Raw genomic sequence first — 19,140 nt, 5'->3', positions numbered from 1 at the left:
TGTATGGCTATTACAGTCGAATCTCAAAAGCGCCCAGAAGGTAGCAAACCAAATGCTTTACGCCGTTCTGGCCTGATCCCTGCAAATTTGTACGGTCACAAAGGTACCGAATCAATTTCTTTGGTAGTGGAAGCGAAAACCGTTGAGCGCTTGCTCAAACAAGCTACTGTTAACAAAACAAAAATTGAACTGAATATTCCTGAGCTTGAATGGAGTGGTACAACAGTACTGCGAGAAGTCCAAAGTCATCCAGCCAAGGGGACAACATACCATATCAGCTTTTTTGCCTCCGCTGAAGGCTAACGCAGAAATATATTGTGTCTTTATTACTACTTCAAAGTTTGTAATAATTGCTGATTAAACCAGGGGTTAAACCCTGGTTTTTTGTTAAGCTATCAGCCTGCTAGTCATACAGCTTGAAAGCATGGGATGATACTAATTCGTAATTAAGAAACATCGAAAAAAGCCTGATCCCCAAATTTTTATGACAGAAGTCAATCTTCCAGCTTTAATTCAGCAGATGTTGCAACCTGGATTTTACCCCCATCCAGTAACAGAACCAATTCAACTTATTCAAACTCATGTTTCTTATGTGCTACTGACGGGAGATTATGCTTATAAGCTGAAAAAACCCGTAAATTTTGGCTTTCTGGATTTTTCCACTTTAGAAAAACGCCAGCACTTTTGTCACGAAGAGTTGCGTTTAAATCAACGCAGTGCAGCTGAACTTTATTTAGAAGTGCTACCTGTGACAGTAAATGATGAGCAATATCATCTGGGCGGAACAGGAAAGGCGGTGGAATATGCCTTAAAAATGCGTCAATTTCCCCAAGAATTTTTGTTTACCACATTATTTGAGCAAGGTAAATTAACTGAAGACCACATGGAAGAATTGGGTCGTGTAGTGGCTCAATACCATGCCCAGGCTGCAATTAATGATTATATTCGAAGTTTTGGAGAAATCCTGCAAGTGCGGGCGGCATTTGATGAGAACTACCAGCAAACTGAAAAATACATAGGTGGCCCCCAAACAAAACCACAGTTTAAGGAAACAAAGCAATATACAGATAAGTTTTTTATAGAACGTCCAGAATTATTTACCAGCAGAATTCAAAATAACTATATTCGTGAATGTCACGGTGATTTACATTTAAGAAATATTGCCCTGTGGCAAGATAAGATTACCCTGTTTGACTGTATTGAATTTAACGAGCCGTTTCGCTTTGTCGATGTCATGTATGACGTGGCGTTTACAGTCATGGATTTAGAAGCACGACAACGCCAAGACTTAGGTAATGCGTTTTTAAATGCCTATGTCGAGGAAACTGGGGATTGGGAAGGCTTACAGGTACTACCTTTGTATTTAAGCCGCCAAGCCTATGTCCGCGCTAAGGTGACTTCATTTTTGTTAGATGACCCCAACGTACCAGCAGCGGCCAAAGAAGAAGCGACAAAAACAGCAGCCGACTATTACAAGCAGTCTTGGGAGTACACTAAACCCCAACAAGGAAAACTTTTCTTGATGTCTGGTTTGTCGGGTTCTGGTAAGTCCACAACAGCAAAATATTTAGCCCGTCAATTGGGTGCAATTCAGATTCGCTCAGATGCAGTGCGGAAACATTTGGGAGGAGTTTCTCTGCGGGAACGCGGTGGGGATAATTTATATACACCTGAGATGACCCAAAAAACTTATGCGCGGTTGCTGAATTTGGGAATTATACTGGCTAATCAAGGTTTTAATGTAATTTTGGATGCCAAATATGACAAAGAACAATTGCGACAAGAAGCGATCGCTCAAGCCAAAACCCACCGAATCCCTCTACAAATTATTTACTGCACAGCACCTTTAGAAGTGGTACAAGAACGTCTTGTCAATCGTAGTGGTGATATTGCTGATGCCACAGTAGATTTATTAACATCACAACTCCAGCAAGCCGAACCATTCACCCCATCTGAAAAACCCTACGTGCAAATTTGGGATACAACTAAACCACAACCAGCACAATTAGATCAAGTAATTCGCCAATAGTGTTTTTATCTTATGGCACAAAAAAATAACGGTTTACCCCCCATATCACCTGCATTCCTGTCTCAACTGATTTTTGGTGGATTCCTCATCTTCATCCTATCGATGGCAGGGTTTACATTAGCCCTGAGCATCTTCCTGGGAATTATTGCTGGGTTCATCTTAGGTTGGTTTACCAATGCCAGTAAACATAGTCCCCAGCCGACAACTGTAGCTTCTTCTGATGGCATTGATGCTGGACTTAAATACTGGTTATTTTTTCTCTTAGGCTTTGTATTTTTGGGATATTCTCCACCTATGAGTATCTTGCTGGGAGGAATAGCGGCTATTGGCGGTGGCTGGATTACCGCTTGGTGGGGAAGCAATGAGGTAGCGAGAACTCAGTTACCAGTTGAAACTTTAGAAGTAGTCACAGATGAAAACTCCAGAGATAGAATCACCAGACAGCAGAAAAGAAGAACTACTCGGCGTTATCGTCGTCCCTCTGGTAGTGTCAATTTTAGGTTTTGGGAAAGGTAAGGGATTGGGGACTGGGGAACTTCTTGAATATGTTTTTATACCTTTCTAAGCTGCTGCCACTATTTTTTTATCCACTAGGATTAGCTAGTGTGAGTTTGATAGTGGCATTAATTACTTTATGGAAAAGACCACGTGTAGCGGCGATCGCTATCTCTCTGGCTTTGGGTTTATTATTCTTGTGTGGTAATGCTTGGGTATCTAAATCTTTGGTGCGATCGCTCGAATGGCAACATCTTCCACCTGACCCTATGCCTACTGCTGAAGCCATTGTAGTGTTGGGTGGGGCGACTAAATCAGCTTATCCTCCTAGACCAACAGTTGATTTAAGTGAAGCAGGCGATCGCGTGATTTATGCGGCTCAACTATATCGCCAAAACAAAGCGCCTCTGATTATTTTGAGTGGGGGACGCATTGATTGGCGTGGCGGTGGTTCCCCAGAATCGGCGGATATGGCTGATGTTCTCACTTCTATTGGTATTCCGTCTGACGTTATTATCCAAGAACCAGAATCTCTGAATACATATCAAAACGCTACAAATGTCAAGAAAATTTTAGAGGATCGTAACATTAGCCAAGTATTATTAGTCACATCGGCAATGCATATGCCGCGATCGCTGAAAATTTTCCAACGCCAAGGTATTAATGCTATTGCTGCACCTACTGATTTTCTAGTCAGTCAAGGTGAAATGCAAGAAATTACTAGCACACCCAAAGCGGCTATCCTCAATTTGTTACCTGATACCAATAATCTTCACCAATTTACTAGCGCCCTTAAAGAATACATTGGGAATTTTGTCTATCGCTTGCGCGGTTGGCTCTAATAAGATTGCTATATTGGAAAATATATGTATTTTCTGGACTCTAGTAAAGAAAGGCGTAAATTATGGATACCTTTTCTCAAGGTTAAAAATAAAAGCTTTTTGAATTTTGAATTTTGACTTCCGCGCAGCGGTACTAGCCCTATACTTATGTCTAAAAATTTACCTTATATTATTCCAGCCCCTCAATCTGAAGTACAGGAAGGCTTTACTAATTACCAAATAACCTACCAGTTCTACCAGGAAGTGCATACACGCTCAGAGTTGCAGCGTCATCGTCAATGGTATTACGCAACTGCTGAACAGCACCGACAAGACTTGAAAAAAATGCGCGGCGAACTGAATATTTTGCAGTGGTTTCGCCGCTCGTGAGTGAGTTAGATGATTTCTAATTCATTTTCACGTAAATGAGCTTTAAATTTTTTACTAAACTTGACTAAAATCGGCAGGTTAGCACTGACAGGCCTACCTTGCCATTCAGTAGCTATCCCGATGACTTCACCTTCTGTACCTTTGATGTCACAAGCCTGGCCTCGATGCTCAGGATGATGATAGACTACTACCGACTCTTTAACACGGACGCGATCGCCAACTTTCATAACAACATTTACACCTAGCTTTTGCTGTTCCACAAGCATCTCTACAGGCATTCCTTACTGAACTGCTTTCTTAAAAAATAGACTGTTGATAACAGTAATTTGTAACCTCCCATTCAGGCAAAAGCTGTGTTTCACACCTCTGTAACTGCTACACAAACAAAGCCTGCCCACGCAGGCTTAAATTGTCATCCTTGACACTCCCACGGCTGCAAAAACTTCGCTAGGCTCATTTTGACAAAAAGCCGGGGGATTCTTGCTTCACAGGGGACTTGAGTTTTCCGACTTCTAGGTCGTAGTCTAGCCCTCCACAAGCATTCACGGACTGCCAGACCGCAATGTAGATCATTTAGCCAGTACGGTGGATGGGTTTTCCGTCATCTGGTGTTCTACAACCGAAAAAATTATCTTTTCTTACTTAACTGGGTAGGCTTTGTCCGTCGGTACGTCTCAGAGGGAATTAACCAGCTATCTTGAGTGAAGAAATCCAGCTTTCACTGGCAAAGAAACACCTTATTATGCGCTTTACCGCTAAAAATCATTTTACCACCGAGATGACGATAGAAATCGTCCATTCCTGTATCCAATACGAATATCAGATTTATTTTCCCCCTGCTTACTAAAGCGAATAACCAGTTCCCACCTCCCTCATTCTCTAGGTTTGGGACAAAGTGTTTGCACTCCTTGGGGAAGTTGTCTGCACATTTGTTGAAATTCTAGAGGATTAAGTTGCCACCAAGCTAATAATCCTAAACTTGTACCCCCTACCAATAAAGCTAATAATCCCCCAACCAGTAGCAGAGGCTGACGTTTTTTTGTTGGTTTGACTGGGGTTACTGGAGTTGCGGGGATTGGTTCTGGTGTCAAATCTAAATCTAGTAATGCTTGAGAACTGTCTGCTAGAGAAAAGGCTGCTTCTATTGGTGGTGATTCTTGCTCTAGTCTGACTAATTGTTCTGTTTTTTCTGGTGCTTCTGGTTCTGGGACTTTGATAATTTCTCCTGACGACTGCGATTGACTAACTGGGACTAGATATTGTCGTGATACTCGACAAACAGTCATCACCACAGAAGTATTATCATGACCATTTTTCTCGTTGGCTAGATTAATCCAATTGCTGATAGCATCTTCAACGGCTAGCTGTCCTGTTAAAACGGGAACTGCATAATCTCGCCAGGAGTTTTCTACCCAATTATTGTCACTTAAGCCATCAGAACACAGCAGTAATATGCCATCTTCTTCTAAAATGAAACGCTTCAATACAAAATGTAGAGATTCGGCGTCTTTTGTGCCTAAGGCTTGGGTAAGGGCAGTTGCATCCATTCTCTCAAGGGCTGGATGATACAAACTGCGAGCAAAGCGAACTTCTCTTGTGGCGACAACATCATCTACTGTTAATAACTGGCAGTAGTTGTGAGTTATCCAATAGGCACGACTATCACCGATATTTGCTAAATACAGTTCATGAGCATTGTCTGAATGCCATCCAGAAATTGTTTTCACTCGTTGTGGCACTTGCACCGCCATCACGAGGGTTGTGGCCATGCGTTCTCGGCCTTGGCGTTTCTGTTCATCATTGCGGGAGCAAATCACATTATTCACTACCCGTAAGCTGGCTTCTATTTGTTCTTGTAATAACTTTGGTGATACGGGTTCATTTTGTTCTGCTACCTCAGTTAACAAGGCACGAACTTGTAATTTCAAGGACTGTACAGCCAATTGGCTGGCCACCTCACCGCCTTGATGTCCACCAATACCATCACAAACAATCGATAAACGGGGAAGTATTGGCTCATCTGGATCAGTAGAAGCAATAGGATAGCAATTATCTTCATTTTGTCTCAGTTCCGGGCCAATATCCGTTGCTCCTACCACCTTCAGACTTAAGGGCAATTCTGCCGCTGATGCTAGCAATAAAGTATTGAGTTGAGTCGTAATAATTTCTAACTCTACCTCAGTGCTACACATTTGTTGAATGATACGTTCTAACTCTAGGGCTACTGGGGTATTTACAGATGCTATCCAAGGCTGCCAAGTTTGAGCTAAGTCCTGTAAACTCAATTTTTGGTCGGGTGCTGTTTGGTGCAGTTCCAACAATCGGACACACCAACCTTGGACACGCAAATTTTCTGGTATCAGCAAACTTTGGGCAACTCCTAATTCTAATAAGTGAGTCCACAGTTGGAGAATTTGCCATAGCCAGTAAACTTGTCTGACGGACGTTACTTGCTCCCAGGCTTCAGCAATGCTTGGGTAAATTTGTCCTGTTTCATCTACGGGCACATTTTCCAGCAATAGGATATTTTCAGCATCTTTGGTTGGGGAATCAACAAATCCATAGGGTGCGGGTAGGTGTAAGCGTTCTTGACATAACTTGAGGTAAGGAATCACTATTTTTGGTAACTCTTCAGGAACCTCTGGCGGTAGTCCAGGTTGAGTATCCAACCAAATTTGTTGCGTAATTACCTCATATCTGTTTTTTACTTTAGTTCCTGGTGATACTTCTGCTGTCCATGAGCCAATAGCCCAGAGATAGCGATGAACTAAGGGTGTTTGGCAATTTGCACAAAAGTGATCGCTCACAAAATTAATGGGATCACTACAGTCTGGATTTATACAATAAATTATCTGGGAAGTAGAAATCATGTAAGTATAAATTTCAAGAATAAATTAACTCGTGAATTTCGGTTAAATTTAAGTGTCAAAGACTTGAACGCTAGAATAGACTGGATTTGTGTACGCCTGACTACAAGTTGTTACTGAAATTAATTAAACATTGATTAATGGTACAAATACCAAACCTGGATTTCTGTAAACAGTTTGTATCAGGGTGTATTTATCTGAGAAATGCATCTACGTAAATGTAGTGTCTAGGATGGCGCTATGCCAAGTTATATGCCAAGTTATACATTAATCTGGCTTCTAGGTGGAGCAGTTCTATGTTTAATGGAATTGTTCTTACCATCGGCTTTTGTGGAATTCATGATGGGGATTAGTGCCTTAATAGTGGCGCTACTATCTTTTGTGGGTTTGACGAGTTTATGGCTGCAAGTTGTGGTTTGGTTACTGCTTTCCACAGCCCTGATTGTGCTTTCCCGACGGTATTTGCAACCGCGACGACGCCAATCAAAAATTCAGAATGCGGTTTTAGCCGAAACTTTAACAGAAATCCCCGCCGGACAATTAGGACGGGTGCTATACGAGGGAAATTCTTGGCGGGCACAATGTGAAGACGAAAAGCTCACCTTAGCACCCCATCAAAAAGTGTATGTAGTCCGCAGAGAAGGCAACACCTTGATTGTGATGCCAGAATACCTATTGCGATAAATGTGCTGAGTACTAAGCAAAAACCTGACAGTAGATGCTGACGACTCAGAAATTAGGAGAATAAATAATGCTAGAAAATTTCTTTTTGCTAGTCTTTTTGGCCCTTGGTGGTTCTGCGGTTGCAGGATCTGTCAGAGTCGTCAATCAAGGTAATGAAGCTTTGGTAGAAAGATTGGGTAGCTACAACAAAAAACTGGAACCAGGGCTAAATTTTGTCATTCCCTTTTTGGATAAAATCGTCTACCAACAAACCATCCGGGAAAAAGTCTTAGATATTCCTCCCCAAAAATGTATTACTGGGGATAACGTGGGTATTGAAGTAGACGCAGTGGTTTACTGGCGCATCTTGGATATGGAAAAAGCCTGGTACAAGGTGGAAAATCTCCAAGCGGCCATGACTAACTTGGTGCTAACTCAAATTCGTGGGGAAATGGGTAAGTTGGAGTTAGATAAAACCTTTACCGCCCGCGCTCAAATTAGTGAAACTTTACTGCGTGATTTAGATGAAGCTACTGATCCTTGGGGGGTGAAAGTTACGCGGGTAGAACTGCGTGATATTAGCCCATCTCAAACCGTCAGGGAATCAATGGAATTACAAATGTCGGCAGAACGGCGCAGAAGGGCAGCCATTCTCACTTCTGAAGGTGAACGCGAATCTGCTGTGAATACTGCTAGAGGTAAAGCAGAAGCGCAAGTTTTGGATGCGGAAGCTCGGCAAAAATCCACAATTCTCCACGCAGAAGCTCAACAAAAATCCATTGTCTTGCAAGCCCAAGCTGAACGCCAACAGCAAGTTCTCAAGGCCCAAGCAACAGCAGAAGCACTGCAAATTATCACCAAAACCCTGAATACAGAACCCAAGGCACAAGAAGCATTACAGTTTTTACTTGCCCAAAATTATTTAGAAATGGGTATGAAGATTGGTAGCAGCGACAGCAGCAAGGTAATGTTTATGGACCCCCGCAGTATTCCTGCCACTTTAGAGGGGATGCGTTCCATTGTTGCCGACGCCTCTGCTAACCCCTTATTTGCCAGTGAAATGCCAGGTGTAAACAATAATCGTCCCAACTGAGAAATCAGGAATTAGAAGTGAGAATTTCTGAATAAAACCCTTTTGAATCATCAGATTTATTAATCAGTAGCAATGCCAGTAGCTTGACTCATCTGGCATTGACTACACAAACCAAAAAATTCCAGGGTGTGGTAAAAAATTTTAAACTTGTGGCTGGACTCTAGTTCGTCTTCTAGGTTATGGACGGGGCATTGATGAATAGGAATTGAGACACCACATTGCAAACAAGTAAGGTGGTGTTTATCTTGTTGGGCCAGGTTATAGAGGGCTTCGCCGTTAGCCAAAGTCCGTACCTGCACCATACCTTCTAGTTTTAAAGATTCCAAGGAACGGTAAACGGTTGCTAAACCCATGCTTTGATTACGATTACGTAATTCTACGTAAATATCCTGGGCAGAAATACCTTGTTTGATAGTTTTTAGGAGGTTCAAAATACGTTCTTGACTGCGGGTGCGGATGGCTCTCATAGACAATTATGGAAATTCGCCACTGTAATAGAAGCTGTTATACTGGCTAACTAATTAATTAACTGTAACTGCTCCGTAATCTTATTTTCACTCAGTTGGGGCAGAAAGTTATAGTATAGCGATCGCAGCATTCAGCAAAAAGCCTGTGCAAAGGAAGTATCTAGCTAAAATTTTCGTGACGCTTCGTCCTTCAGTCTTAGACCCTGCTGGTGTGGCTGTACAATCCGGTCTTCAGCAACTGGGCTACGACAACGTGGAACAGGTGCGGATTGGTAAGTACATTGAACTAACCATCACTTCGACCGAAGAGAAAAAAGCGCGTCAAGATATGGAAAATATCTGTGACCAAATGCTAGCAAATCCAGTGATTGAAAATTATCGCTTTGATTTGATAGAGGTGGAAACACAGACGGGAGTCATTTAACGGGTATTGGGGATTGAGTATGGGGGATTGGGTATTGGGTATTGGGAAAAATTTTTCCAGTCACCAGTCCCCAATCCCTAGTCACCAGTCCCCAGCCCCAGTCCCTATTGACTAAACAATTAAACAGATGAAATTTGGGGTTTTGGTTTTTCCGGGTTCTAATTGCGATCGTGATGTGGCTTATGTCACCAGAGACTTGCTGGGACAACCAACTCGCATGGTTTGGCATCAAGAAACCGATATTAGTGACTTGGATGTCGTCATCGTTCCTGGTGGCTTTAGTTACGGTGACTATTTGCGCTGTGGTGCGATCGCCCGGTTCTCGCCTGTGATGCAGCAGGTGATTACCCATGCCCAACAAGGTAAATTCGTTCTCGGTATTTGCAACGGTTTTCAGGTATTAACTGAAGCGGGGCTGTTACCTGGAGTATTAACGAGGAATCAAGATTTGCATTTTATCTGCGATCGCGTTCCCCTGAAAATTGAGCGAACTAATACCAATTGGACGCAAACCTACACCACTGGGGAAATTATCACCCTACCTATTGCCCACGGTGAAGGGCGATTTTATGCCGATCAAGCAACCTTATCAGCGATTGAAGATAATGGGCAAGTAGTTTTCCGTTATGCAGGAGAAAATCCCAACGGTTCACTAAATAACATTGCCGGCATTTGCAATCGTCAAGGCAACGTTTTAGGCATGATGCCTCACCCAGAAAGGGCATCAGATGCCTCATTGGGATGTAGTGATGGGTTGAGGATATTTCAGGGCTTACTAGAGGAAATAGCCGCGTTAGCGTAGAGTTTTACGCCCGCGCCTTTCATAGTCAACAAAGTAGGGGTACAGCAATGCTGTGCCCTTTAATTTTTTGTATAGCTGCGAATAGAATTATTTAAGCATTTTTGTCAAAATTGAATACTTCAAAATTTTTCATTTCCTGGGCGTACTTCGCGCCTTGGCGGTTTAAAAATTTCATTAATACAAGCAGGTAGATTGCCTAATGTTTATTCCTAATACAATTAAGCAGTTTATTCAATGGATACAAACCTTTGATAGTCGGACTTTGCAAAACGAAACCGATGTAGAAAGAAAATTAGTTTTACCGATGTTTCAATATCTCGGCTATTCAGAAATATTTAGACAAAGTAAATATCCTCTAAAAACCCATAACTATGAACATCAAGCAAAAAATCTCAAGCCATTTCATATTTATTTTTCTACTGATGATATGGTTCATCAAAATGCAGAAACCTCCTTGTTTATTGTTATCTGCTTAGAGCCAAATATTACTAACTTTGCAGATGCTATTGCCCAAGGTAAATTTTATAGTAATCATCTCAAGTTGTTGTTTTTTATAGTTACCAATGGATATGAGATTAATGTATTTAAATGTCTGAATTACCGCCAAGAAGAAATTATTTTTGATATTAATACAGATTTATTGATTAACATTAATTTAGCCTCTAAGTTTTATAACCAACTACATTTTGAGTATATTAAAAGCATTGATAAAAATCAAAATTTTTCATATATTAAATATTTTGCCATTGAAAAATCTCTAGAACAGCATTCAAATTTACAAGAAATTATATCAAAATCTGACTTTGAGCCTACCAAGATTCGAGAAGGCGATCGCCTGATTATTGTCAGACCTAAAGTTTTAGTTGAATGTAATTTACCAAAAGCTTTTTCTGAAGGTAATTGTCAAATACAGTTTAGCAATTTAACTTTAAGAGGTCTAAAAATTAATTTAAATCATCAAGATATTTTAAGCCAATTAATGACAGGATTACATACTCAAGCACGTTGGGGCTGTCGTCGTTTTTTACACCAATTAGATAATCATACTTTTGAGGTGTACTTAGGACAAACAACAGTGATTTTATCTGCCATAGAAACAGCAGATTTATGTTTATGTATTGATGCCATTTGCCAAGATTATAAAAAATTAGTTATCGGATTGGAAAACATTTTAGAAACCTGGGAGTTTCCATTAATAGATATTGCAGGTATTCGAGGGTTTCAGCTTTTCTCTGTAGATACAAAAATCTGGGAATTAATGCGAAAATTTGCTCAAGAATTTAATTATGCTCAAGGTAAATCTGAATGGCATATTTTTCATCAAGAAGCAACATCAATTAGAATCAGTCGAGGTATTCGTGACCATGCGTTTATATTGCCAAAGATTGACAATCATTGCTCAAAAGTAGAAAAAATTAATATTGTGTATGAAATTAATGAAGTGCATTTACAATCTTTAGAAAGAGGTAAAATAACTTCATGGCAGCAAGACATTGGGCCCCAAGGGACTTGGACAGCTAAATATACTCAACAGTGGTTATTAGAAAAATATATTCCTTACGTTATTGATTATTATTCACAAAAATGTCAATTATGGGAATTTGAATTAAGTAAAAATATAGGTAATGACCCAGTTCATATTACTTCAATATCCAAAATTAATGAGATTAAAGAATTAATTCCTTATCTACGAGATATTCAGTCTTGGCTAAATATTTATGTTGAAAATATTCCTGCTGTAATATTGCAAAAATATTATCAATCATTTACAGACTTGGTACTTAACACTGATTCAGCAATCATAGGTATAGATTATATTACAGGTAATTTGCGGAAAATAGAATGGGTCAATAATAAAGATGATATTGCTAGTGATTTAATAGATGGGGAACATCTAACTTTCAAAGAGGCTATGCATTCTTTATCTCGACAAGTAGCTAGAATCAATAATTCCACACATGAGAATAGTTGGAAAGCAGATTTAATGACGCGGATATTTATCTGGATTATCGAACATGGAAAAATTCGTTTTTCTCAATCACAATTAAATGCTACAAAACAAGCTTTACTACCTCTTTGGGAAGAAAGCAGATTTGAAATGCGTTATGTGTATGGTCGTAATTTTTGATTTTCAATTATGAACATCATCGTAGTCAAACATTGGATTAAAGGTGATCCCACTCAACCAAAACCGCAAACAGAAAATGTCTGTAACCAAGAATGGATGCATTTATTTAACGATGACATTATTTCTATGCCTAAAAAATAATCTGCAACAATATTTACAGGTAATTAAAACAAAAATTTTAGCCCACACAAGGTGGGCTTTTTACTTGTAGATAAGGGTTTTCTGGAAGTGTTTCTATTCCTCCTGAGGTTCCACTATGGGATTTTCTGGTATCTCTGGTGTTGGAGATACATTAGGCGCAGGCGTAGAAGTTGGACTCGGACGACGCTGGAAGTATTTACTGAATCTCGATGTTGGTGATTCAGTAACCTCCTTTTCAGGTATTTCTGGCTGTGGTTCTGGAGATATTTCTACTTGAGGCGCAGGTGTAATTTCTGGTTGTGGTTCTGGTGTTGGCGACTCAATTATTTCAGGTACTGTTGGCGAGACGCTAGGTGTTGGTTCAACTGTCGGACGTGAACGACGCTGGAAAAATTTACCAAATCTGGTTTTTTTTATCTCAGGTACTACTGTTTCTGGTTCTTCGGTAGCTTGGGGTGTAGTTTCTGGTTGTGGTTCTGGTGTTGGCGACTCAATTATTTCAGGTAATGTCGGCGAGACGCTAGGTGTGGGTTTTACTTCTGGTTGTTTTAACTCAGTTGGGGGTATCTCTGGAATCTCAGTAGTTTCCGGAAGTGGTAAAGGTATTGGTTTGGGTATTGTTTCAACAGTAGGAATTTTAGTAGGGGTGGGCGTCGGTTCAGTAATTGATTTCTTTGCAGTGTAATTTGGATCTACAATGCTACGCACCTCGTCAGCTTTCACATCCCCTCTGACAATTCTGGAAAGTGTATCTTTACCCTTGGGCTGGTAATTAATTAGTCTGGCTGTAGTGTTGAAGGCATTTTTTACAGGATTTCCCTGATTATCCAGAAATTCTAGCTTTACCCAGTTTTGCCCAGGTTGGAAGCCCTTGAGGTAAACTGCTTGCCAGCGATCCAAAATGAAGCTTTCACCATTAATTGTGCAACGAATGCGCCAATCATTAATAGGATTATTGGGGTCTGACTCAGATGCCAGGTGCAGAGGGGCATTAGTTAAGTAAAAATCTAATAGAATTGGTTCTGCCCCATAGTCGCCTTTAGGACGGCTGTAGGTTAGCACTGGGAGTGCAGCATCGGGGTTGTTATCGTCAGTCTTCGTAAAAACGTGAAATGTTGTCTGGGCGTAAGCACCTTCATTTTTGAAGCTTTCGTGCCACGGACGAGAAGCAAAAACGCGCAGAGTATGGGTACCTGGAGATAAGTCTGGTAAAACTAGAGGCTGATTCAGGTCATAAACCGCTATGTAAGGTTGGTTATCTAGAATTACGTGGAGATGAGGCCCCAAATCCCATTGGGCATTTTTAAATATAGGTAGATCTTTTACCTGAAACTTGACTGAAACTGTGTTCTCTGGGAGAACTTCATCAGGTTGGGGGGTAACTATTGTGACCTGTGGCCGATAAACTTCCAAGGTTTGGCGTAAATCTTGAATAACTGCTGGTGGAGAAACTTCGGAAAATTGCTGAGAAATTTGAGAAGTTTGGGGAGGTTTTTCTCCATAGCTAACAGACGCTTCCTGACTACCAGCTTTTTCGACGCAACTGGTTAAACTCAAGACCAGTACAAAGGTGATGAGCCATTTAAAAATAGTAAATCTCCTAGAGAGGAGCTTGTATAAAACTGCTTTCTGCCATGAGTTCATGCCTTTCACCCTAGTAATAGTCGTCAGCAACTGACAGATTATTTTGGCTTAAAGTGTGCATCGCACACCATAGCCTAAAAGGTGAAATCGATATTCACACCTCACAACATTTTTTTACTTTCTCTGGTCACTTCAAAATAAGTAATATTTTTGATAACTTTTTCAGTAGCAAAGAAAACATAGAAAAAATTTGCTGGAACACAGGGTAGCAAAAATAAGAGCGATAGATGAATTTAGTTCAATCTATAATTTTTACGAATTGTTATCCTTTGTAAATTAAATGAAGAAACTCTTGACTTTTGGCCAAGATGTTTGAAGTTAAAAAGCATATAAGGCAATTATTTCAGCGAATTTGAATTATTGTTAAAATGTGTCTAACAATGTACTGGTCTTGACCCTATAATTCAACAGAAACAAACTTCCACATAGAGTCTCATCACTGCTTCAGGAAATTTCTGTAGTTTGCGACCAAGGTTAACTTTGTGGTATTCATGATTCCTCATTCCTTATCAAGAGAGGAGGTCGAATGACGATTAGTCCTCCGGAGCGAGAGGAGAAAAAGGCAAGAGTAATAGTCGATAAAGACCCGGTTCCTACCTCATTTGAAAGATGGGCAAAGCCAGGACACTTCGACAGAACCTTAGCCAGAGGGCCCAAAACCACCACATGGATTTGGAACCTTCATGCACTCGCCCATGATTTTGATACACATACAAGCGATTTAGAAGACATTTCCCGCAAAATCTTTGCCGCGCACTTTGGGCACCTTGCCGTAGTGACGATTTGGTTAAGCGGAATGATCTTCCACGGCGCTAAGTTCTCGAATTACGAAGCCTGGTTAAACGACCCCTTAAATGTGAGTCCTAGTGCTCAAGTCGTTTGGCCCATCGTTGGACAAGACATTTTAAATGGTGATGTCGGTGGAGGATTCCACGGTATTCAAATCACCTCAGGCTTGTTCCAAGTATGGCGTGGCTGGGGTATTACCAGCTCATTCCAGCTTTACGTAACGGCCATTGGCGGCTTGGTATTAGCAGGCTTGTTCTTGTTTGCTGGTTGGTTCCATTACCACAAGCGCGCTCCCAAACTGGAATGGTTCCAGAATGTGGAGTCCATGCTGAATCACCACTTGGCTGTATTGCTAGGTTGTGGTTCCTTGGGATGGGCTGGACACTTAATTCACGTGTCGGCACCAACAAATAAGCTTTTGGATGCAGGTATTGCTGCTAAAGACATACCCTTGCCCCATGAGTTCATCCTGAACAAAGACTTGTTGATCGAGCTGTATCCCAGCTTTGCTAATGGGTTAACACCATTCTTCACCTTGAATTGGGGTCAGTACGCTGACTTCCTGACCTTCAAGGGCGGTTTAAACCCAGTAACAGGCGGCTTGTGGATGGGTGATATTGCTCATCACCACTTGGCGATCGCAGTCCTGTTCATCGTTGCTGGTCACATGTACCGTACCAACTGGGGTATCGGTCACAGCATTAAAGAGATCCTGGAAAACCATAAGGGTCCTTTCACTGGTGAAGGTCACAAAGGTCTGTACGAAAACATGACCACATCGTGGCACGCTCAGTTGGCAACTAACCTTGCTTTCTTGGGTTCACTAACCATCATCATTGCTCACCACATGTACGCAATGCCCCCGTATCCGTACTTGGCAACGGACTACGCAACGCAATTGTGTATATTCACCCACCACATGTGGATCGGTGGCTTCTTGATTGTCGGTGGTGCTGCTCACGCTGCCATTTTCATGGTGCGTGATTACGATCCCGTGGTTAACCAAAACAACGTACTGGATCGGGTGATTCGTCACCGGGATGCTATCATCTCTCACCTGAACTGGGTGTGTATTTTCCTAGGCTTCCACAGCTTTGGACTGTACATCCACAACGACACAATGCGTGCCTTGGGAAGACCCCAAGACATGTTCTCCGACACGGCAATTCAGTTGCAGCCAGTATTTGCTCAGTGGGTACAAAATATCCATACTTTGGCACCTGGTGGTACTGCTCCTAATGCCTTAGAACCAGTTAGTTATGCTTTTGGCGGCGGTATCTTGGCTGTAGGCGGCAAAGTGGCAATGATGCCCATTGCTTTGGGTACAGCAGATTTCTTAATCCACCATATCCACGCCTTCACCATTCACGTTACAGTCTTGATTCTGCTCAAGGGTGTGTTGTTTGCCCGTAGTTCTCGTCTGATTCCAGACAAAGCGAACTTAGGCTTCCGCTTCCCTTGCGACGGGCCAGGTCGTGGCGGTACATGTCAAGTATCTGGTTGGGACCACGTGTTCCTCGGATTATTCTGGATGTACAACTCCATATCGATTGTGATTTTCCACTTTAGTTGGAAGATGCAATCAGATGTCTGGGGAACAGTAGATGCAGCGGGTAATGTGTCTCACATTACTGGTGGTAACTTTGCCCAAAGTGCCATCACCATTAACGGCTGGTTGCGTGACTTCTTGTGGGCGCAAGCTTCACAAGTAATCAACTCCTACGGCAGTGCATTATCTGCCTATGGTCTACTATTCTTAGGCGCTCACTTTGTCTGGGCATTCAGTTTAATGTTCCTGTTCAGTGGTCGCGGCTACTGGCAAGAACTAATTGAGTCCATTGTTTGGGCACATAATAAACTGAAAGTAGCTCCAGCAATTCAGCCTCGCGCTCTGAGCATCATTCAGGGACGAGCTGTAGGTGTAGCTCACTACCTCCTAGGAGGAATTGCTACAACCTGGGCATTCTTCCATGCACACATCCTTTCAGTAGGGTAGCAATTCAGTTTTTTGAGTTAAGGGTTAAGAGTGATGAATGTTGATTTACAAAGAAATCTGACAGACAAAACTTTTAACTCCTAACTCCCCGCAAAGCTGACACCTGATGGCTAAAGGTCAGAGGATTTATCAAACCTATGGCAACAAAATTTCCAAAATTTAGCCAGGATCTCGCACAGGACCCGACTACTCGTCGGATATGGTATGCGATCGCCACAGGCAACGACTTTGAAAGCCACGATGGCATGACGGAAGAAAATCTTTACCAAAAGATTTTCGCCACTCACTTCGGTCACTTGGCAATCATTTTCTTGTGGGCGTCCAGCCTCCTGTTCCACGTGGCCTGGCAAGGTAACTTTGAACAGTGGATTAAAGATCCCCTTCATGTCCGCCCAATCGCCCATGCGATTTGGGACCCCCACTTTGGTAAACCTGCTATCGAAGCATTTACCCAAGCGGGTGCTAGCAATCCGGTAAACATTGCTTACTCTGGTGTTTATCACTGGTGGTATACCATCGGGATGCGGACGAACAGTGAACTGTACACCGGTTCTGTGTTCCTCCTGTTGTTGGCAGCATTATTCTTATTTGCTGGTTGGTTGCACTTGCAACCCAAGTTCCGTCCTAGCCTCTCTTGGTTTAAGAGTGCTGAACCCCGCCTGAACCACCACTTGGCAGGTTTGTTCGGTGTCAGTTCCTTGGCTTGGGCTGGACACTTGATTCACGTTGCTATCCCCGAATCTCGCGGACAGCACGTTGGTTGGGATAACTTCTTAACCACATTGCCCCACCCAGCAGGTTTGACACCCTTCTTCACAGGTAACTGGGGCGTTTACGCTCAGAACCCTGACACTGCCAGCCATCTTTTTGGTACATCCCAAGGTTCAGGTACAGCGATTCTGACATTCTTAGGTGGATTCCATCCTCAGACAGAATCTTTGTGGCTGACCGACATGGCTCACCACCACTTGGCGATCGCAGTACTATTCATTGTTGCTGGTCACATGTACCGGACTAACTTCGGCATTGGTCACAGCATTAAAGAAATGCTGAACTCCAAATCCGGTTTAGTACCTGGTAGCAAGAGTGAAGGTCAATTCAACCTGCCTCACCAAGGTCTTTACGACACCATTAACAACTCGCTGCACTTCCAATTGTCTCTAGCTTTAGCGGCACTGGGAACTATCACATCGTTGGTAGCGCAGCACATGTACTCCCTGCCTCCTTACGCATTCATTGCTAAGGACTACACAACTCAGGCAGCGCTGTACACCCACCACCAGTATATTGCTGGCTTCTTGATGGTTGGTGCTTTTGCCCACGCCGCCATCTTCTGGGTACGTGACTACGACCCCGAACAAAACAAAGGCAACGTACTTGACCGTGTGCTACAGCACAAAGAAGCGATTATCTCTCACCTCAGTTGGGTATCGCTATTCTTGGGCTTCCACACCCTCGGTTTGTATGTACACAACGACGTAGTAGTTGCTTTCGGTACTCCTGAAAAGCAAATCTTGATTGAACCTGTGTTCGCACAATTCATTCAAGCTGCTCACGGTAAAGTACTGTACGGCTTAGATACCTTGTTGTCTAACCCCGACAGCATTGCCTACACAGCTTATCCTAACTACGGCAACGTTTGGTTAGGTGGCTGGTTAGATGCCATCAACTCTGGCACCAACTCCCTGTTCTTAACAATTGGCCCTGGCGACTTCCTGGTACACCACGCATTCGCTTTGGCTATTCACACCACCACCTTAGTACTTGTTAAAGGTGCTTTGGATGCTCGTGGTTCTAAGCTGATGCCCGATAAAAAGGACTTCGGCTATGCCTTCCCTTGCGACGGTCCAGGCCGTGGCGGTACTTGCGACATCTCCGCTTGGGACGCATTCTACCTAGCTATGTTCTGGATGTTAAACACCATTGGTTGGGTCACCTTCTACTGGCACTGGAAACATCTAGGTATTTGGCAAGGTAACGTTGCTCAGTTCAACGAAAACTCTACTTACCTCATGGGCTGGTTCCGTGATTACCTCTGGGCTAACTCTGCTCAGTTAATTAACGGTTACAACCCTTACGGTGTTAATAACCTGTCTGTTTGGGCTTGGATGTTCCTATTTGGACACCTAGTTTGGGCAACTGGTTTCATGTTCCTCATCTCTTGGAGAGGATACTGGCAAGAGTTGATTGAAACCCTTGTTTGGGCACACGAGCGGACTCCTCTAGCTAACTTAGTTCGCTGGAAAGATAAGCCCGTTGCTATGTCCATCGTTCAAGGTCGTTTGGTTGGTCTAGCTCACTTCACCGTTGGCTATGTCCTCACCTATGCGGCGTTCTTGATTGCCTCCACTGCTGGTAAGTTCGGTTAATTCGGCTACTAGTTTTGTAGAT

17 protein-coding genes are annotated in these 19,140 nt (G+C 42.4%); 13 read left to right on the top strand and 4 right to left on the bottom strand.

The genetic code is table 11. From position 1 onward, the window contains the following. Positions 1-3: 3 nt before the first annotated feature. The 5 genes from rplY to ACM0OT_RS16475 all read left to right on the top strand — a co-directional run bounded on the left by rplY (position 4) and on the right by ACM0OT_RS16475 (position 3,735). Entirely contained in the window at positions 4-303 is a 300-nt protein-coding gene (gene rplY, locus ACM0OT_RS16495) for a 50S ribosomal protein L25 (protein ID WP_414565469.1), read from the top strand. Between the two features lie 181 nt (positions 304-484). After that, positions 485-2,029, top strand: coding sequence for an AAA family ATPase (locus tag ACM0OT_RS16490; RefSeq protein WP_414565468.1), 1,545 nt, complete (start codon positions 485-487; stop codon positions 2,027-2,029). Positions 2,030-2,041: 12 nt separating this feature from the next. Next, positions 2,042-2,545 carry a hypothetical protein gene (locus ACM0OT_RS16485; protein ID WP_414565467.1) on the top strand — a complete coding sequence of 168 codons (504 nt, stop codon included), beginning with the start codon at positions 2,042-2,044 and terminating at the stop codon, positions 2,543-2,545. 29 nt (positions 2,546-2,574) lie between these two features. Beyond that, positions 2,575-3,366 carry a YdcF family protein gene (locus tag ACM0OT_RS16480; RefSeq protein WP_414565465.1) on the top strand — a complete coding sequence of 264 codons (792 nt, stop codon included), beginning with the start codon at positions 2,575-2,577 and terminating at the stop codon, positions 3,364-3,366. Positions 3,367-3,513: 147 nt separating this feature from the next. Next, positions 3,514-3,735 carry a hypothetical protein gene (locus tag ACM0OT_RS16475; RefSeq protein WP_414565463.1) on the top strand — a complete coding sequence of 74 codons (222 nt, stop codon included), beginning with the start codon at positions 3,514-3,516 and terminating at the stop codon, positions 3,733-3,735. Positions 3,736-3,740: 5 nt separating this feature from the next. On the opposite strand, the gene ACM0OT_RS16470 is transcribed toward ACM0OT_RS16475, so the two are convergent. Further along, on the bottom strand, positions 3,741-4,013 hold the full coding sequence (locus tag ACM0OT_RS16470; RefSeq protein ID WP_414565461.1) for a ferredoxin-thioredoxin reductase variable chain: 273 nt from the start codon (positions 4,011-4,013) through the stop codon (positions 3,741-3,743). A 594-nt stretch (positions 4,014-4,607) separates the two neighbouring features. Next, positions 4,608-6,605: a protein phosphatase 2C domain-containing protein gene (locus ACM0OT_RS16465; protein WP_414565459.1), complete on the bottom strand. Its 1,998-nt coding sequence runs from the start codon at positions 6,603-6,605 to the stop codon at positions 4,608-4,610. 249 nt (positions 6,606-6,854) lie between these two features. Here ACM0OT_RS16465 and ACM0OT_RS16460 point away from each other — a divergent pair, with 249 nt between their 5' ends. Beyond that, complete coding sequence (locus ACM0OT_RS16460; protein WP_414565457.1) at positions 6,855-7,286, top strand: NfeD family protein; 432 nt, start codon at positions 6,855-6,857, stop codon at positions 7,284-7,286. A gap of 67 nt (positions 7,287-7,353) precedes the next feature. Further along, positions 7,354-8,358, top strand: a complete 1,005-nt coding sequence (locus ACM0OT_RS16455) for an SPFH domain-containing protein (protein WP_414565456.1) — start codon at positions 7,354-7,356, stop codon at positions 8,356-8,358. Positions 8,359-8,417: 59 nt separating this feature from the next. On the opposite strand, the gene ACM0OT_RS16450 is transcribed toward ACM0OT_RS16455, so the two are convergent. After that, a complete protein-coding gene (locus tag ACM0OT_RS16450) occupies positions 8,418-8,825 on the bottom strand; it encodes a Fur family transcriptional regulator (RefSeq protein ID WP_414565454.1) in 408 nt (135 codons plus the stop codon). Positions 8,826-8,970: 145 nt separating this feature from the next. On the opposite strand from ACM0OT_RS16450, the gene purS reads away from it, so the two are divergent. From purS to ACM0OT_RS16430, 4 genes are all read left to right on the top strand, one after another. After that, positions 8,971-9,249 carry a phosphoribosylformylglycinamidine synthase subunit PurS gene (purS, locus tag ACM0OT_RS16445; RefSeq protein WP_414565453.1) on the top strand — a complete coding sequence of 93 codons (279 nt, stop codon included), beginning with the start codon at positions 8,971-8,973 and terminating at the stop codon, positions 9,247-9,249. A 127-nt stretch (positions 9,250-9,376) separates the two neighbouring features. Further along, positions 9,377-10,051, top strand: a complete 675-nt coding sequence (purQ, locus tag ACM0OT_RS16440) for a phosphoribosylformylglycinamidine synthase subunit PurQ (RefSeq protein ID WP_414565451.1) — start codon at positions 9,377-9,379, stop codon at positions 10,049-10,051. A gap of 199 nt (positions 10,052-10,250) precedes the next feature. Further along, positions 10,251-12,179: a type I restriction enzyme HsdR N-terminal domain-containing protein gene (locus tag ACM0OT_RS16435; RefSeq protein WP_414565450.1), complete on the top strand. Its 1,929-nt coding sequence runs from the start codon at positions 10,251-10,253 to the stop codon at positions 12,177-12,179. 9 nt (positions 12,180-12,188) lie between these two features. Continuing rightward, on the top strand, positions 12,189-12,320 hold the full coding sequence (locus ACM0OT_RS16430) for a hypothetical protein (RefSeq protein ID WP_414565449.1): 132 nt from the start codon (positions 12,189-12,191) through the stop codon (positions 12,318-12,320). A 93-nt stretch (positions 12,321-12,413) separates the two neighbouring features. Here the strand turns inward: ACM0OT_RS16430 and ACM0OT_RS16425 are convergent, their stop codons facing one another. Continuing rightward, positions 12,414-13,964 carry a hypothetical protein gene (locus tag ACM0OT_RS16425; protein ID WP_414565448.1) on the bottom strand — a complete coding sequence of 517 codons (1,551 nt, stop codon included), beginning with the start codon at positions 13,962-13,964 and terminating at the stop codon, positions 12,414-12,416. Between the two features lie 526 nt (positions 13,965-14,490). On the opposite strand from ACM0OT_RS16425, the gene psaA reads away from it, so the two are divergent. Next, positions 14,491-16,749 (top strand): photosystem I core protein PsaA, encoded by a 2,259-nt coding sequence (gene psaA, locus ACM0OT_RS16420; protein WP_414565447.1) that lies wholly within the window; start codon positions 14,491-14,493, stop codon positions 16,747-16,749. A 137-nt stretch (positions 16,750-16,886) separates the two neighbouring features. After that, the gene (gene psaB, locus ACM0OT_RS16415) at positions 16,887-19,118 is read left to right on the top strand and encodes a photosystem I core protein PsaB (protein ID WP_414565445.1); all 2,232 of its coding nucleotides are present in this window, start codon (positions 16,887-16,889) and stop codon (positions 19,116-19,118) included. The last annotated feature ends 22 nt before the right edge of the window (positions 19,119-19,140 follow it).

Source organism: Anabaena sp. CCY 9613, assembly GCF_963920895.1.
Classification (GTDB): domain Bacteria; phylum Cyanobacteriota; class Cyanobacteriia; order Cyanobacteriales; family Nostocaceae; genus Cyanocohniella.
Note: the sequence above shows the minus strand (reverse complement) of the source record. Positions and strands in the feature narration are given on the sequence as shown.